At 67.5% G+C, this 2,573-nt stretch carries 2 protein-coding genes; both read left to right on the top strand.

Features of this window, described 5'->3' with window-relative positions; genetic code table 11:
- The first annotated feature begins 117 nt into the window (after nt 1-117).
- Nucleotides 118-1,017: a site-specific integrase gene (locus tag H5407_RS23360; RefSeq protein ID WP_183106889.1), complete on the top strand. Its 900-nt coding sequence runs from the start codon at nt 118-120 to the stop codon at nt 1,015-1,017.
- Between the two features lie 6 nt (nt 1,018-1,023).
- A complete protein-coding gene (locus H5407_RS23355; RefSeq protein WP_183106888.1) occupies nt 1,024-2,202 on the top strand; it encodes an IS91 family transposase in 1,179 nt (392 codons plus the stop codon).
- Nucleotides 2,203-2,573 lie beyond the last annotated feature (371 nt).

The raw sequence follows: 2,573 nt of genomic DNA, 5'->3' as shown, positions 1-2,573 counted from the left end.
GGACTAAACCGCTCTCGCGGTAGCCGCTTCGGCCAGGCTCGCTGCCGCTCGAAGCCCTATTCCTGCCACCGTTGACCAGCGAGGCATTCCGCCTCGCTCTTCAACAGGAGCAGGATCATGAAGCCATCATCCGAAGCTGTTTCACCGCTGCGCCAGCGCATGGTCGAAGACATGCGCATGCGCAAGCTTGAACCCAAGACGCGCACCGCCTACATCCGCGCCGTGCGCAAGCTGGCCACCTTCCTCCAGCGCTCGCCCGACACCGCCACCGTCGAGGATCTGCGCCGCTTCCAGCTCTACCTGATCGATCAGGGTACCTCGCCCATCACGCTCAACGCCACCATCACCGGCTTGAAGTTCTTCTTCGACATCACCCTGGGGCGCGGCGAACTGATGGCCAGGATGCAGACCGTGCGCGTGCCGCAGAAGCTGCCCGTCGTGCTCAGCCGCGACGAGGTCACGCGCCTGATCGCAGCCGCGCCGAACCCCAAGAGTCAGACGGCCTTGTCCGTCGCCTATGCCACCGGGCTGCGCGTCAGCGAGGTGGTCGCGCTCAAGGTCACCGACATCGACAGCAAGCGCATGACGCTGCGGGTCGAGCAGGGCAAGGGCGGCAAGGATCGCTACGCCATGCTCTCGCCCGTGCTGCTGGAGCGCCTGCGTGCCTGGTGGCGACTGGCCCATGCCCAAGGCAAGATGCTGCCGGGCGGCTGGCTGTTCCCCGGCATGAACCCGGTGGAGCCGTTGACCGCGCGCCAGCTCAACCGCGCCGTCCACATCGCCGCCCAGACCGCCAGGATCGACAAGCGCGTGACCATGCACACGCTGCGCCACAGCTTCGCCACGCACCTGCTGGAGCAGAAGGTCGATATCCGCGTGATCCAGGTGATGCTGGGCCACAAGAAGCTGGAGACCACCTCGATCTACACACACGTGGCCACGGAGATCCTGCGCGAGGTGGTCAATCCGTTGGAGGCGGTGCAGCCGGCGCAGTCAATGCATCCCTCGGCTCCATAGCGCGCCGTGGCGCACTCCGGTCTGGAGGTCGCCGACATCTTCCGCATCCACGGTCCTGCCTGGCGAGCCGCTCAAGCCGGCCACCTGAGCCTGGCCCAGCTCAAGGTCATGTCGGCCATCGAACAGTGCCGCAGCGCGGCACTGGGGGGCCATGTCTTGCGCTGCGAGGGCTGCGGCACCGACCAGGTGAGCTACAACTCCTGCCGCAACCGGCATTGCCCCAAGTGCCAGAGCACTGCGGCCCAGCGCTGGCTCGATGCCCGGCAGGCTGACCTGCTGCCGGTCGAGTATTTCCACGTGGTCTTCACGCTGCCCGCACCGATTGCCGACCTGGCCTATCAGAACAAGGCCGCGATCTATGGCCTGCTGTTCGACATGGCGGCCGAGGAGCTGCTGACCATTGCCGACGATGCCAAGCACCTGGGCGCACGCATCGGTGCCACGCTGGTGCTGCACACCTGGGGCTCGGCGCTGACGCACCATCCGCACGTACACGGCATCGTGCCGGGCGGCGGACTGGCACCCGACGGTAGAACCTGGGTCGCCTGCCGGCCGGGGTTCTTCCTGCCTGTGAGGGTGCTCTCGCGCCTGTTCCGGCGGCGCTTGCTCGAAGGGCTGGAGCACTTGCATCGCCAGGGGCAGTTGCGGTTCTTCGGCGTGCATGCGGCCCTGCAGGACGCCCAGGCCTTTGCCGAGTGGCTGATGCCGCTGCGGCACTGCGAGTGGGTGGTCTACGCCAAGCGGCCGTTCGCAGGACCGCAGGCCGTGCTGGCCTATCTGTCGCGCTACACGCACCGCGTGGCCATCTCCAACAGCCGGCTCCTCGCCATGGATGAGCGCGGCGTCACCTTCCGTTGGAAGGACTACCGCGCCAAGGGCGATGCGCAGGGGACGGTGCGCCACAAGACCATGACGCTGACGCCGCAGGAGTTCATGCGCCGCTTCCTGCTGCACGTGCTGCCTGGCGGCTTCCACCGTATCCGGCACTACGGGCTGCTGGCCAACGGCAATCGGCGCGATGCGTTGGCGGCTGCGCGTACCGCGCTGCAGGCCCGGGTTGAGCTGCCCGTCAGCGACCCCGTGGTGCGGGTGCCGACCTTCTTCTGCCGGCACTGCGGGCAGCCGCTGCTCATCGTCGAGCTCATCGTGCGCGAGCGCCCCTCGATCCGGGCGCCACCCTCATGAGCACGGGCACCGAGCTCACGTCTCAGCCAGCAGCGAGCCTTGCTCATCGCAAGGCGACGCGGGGTGGACTCGTGCGGTCGCCGCGCGGCTGGCATTCAGCGACGTCTGCTTGCTGCAGTTCATCGCATGCCGATGCCCATGGGCCGTGTGTTGCCACCAGTGCAGCGTCATTCCCCGCGATCGACCGGACTCCGATGGCACCGCACCAGCGAGCTCGCCACACCGAATCCCCATAGCGACCGTGCCTTCGACAACCGCCGCCGCACGCGCCGCGGTTTCCTCCCCCGAGGTTTATCCGACACCTGCCCTCAGGTCGGCGTGATGCACGGCCCTGGGCTGCGCGACGGGCAGGTGTCGGACAAACCTAAACT

It is taken from the genome of Mitsuaria sp. WAJ17 (genome assembly GCF_014174515.1).
Taxonomy (GTDB): Bacteria; Pseudomonadota; Gammaproteobacteria; order Burkholderiales; family Burkholderiaceae_C; genus Roseateles_B.
The sequence above is the reverse complement of the archived record's forward strand: the minus strand, read 5'-3'. Positions and strand labels throughout refer to the sequence as shown.

Bases quoted from the DNA above. Each gene is read 5' to 3' on its own strand.
- H5407_RS23360 (WP_183106889.1), top strand. From the start codon at position 118: ATGAAGCCATCATCCGAAGCTGTTTCACCGCTGCGCCAGCGCATGGTC.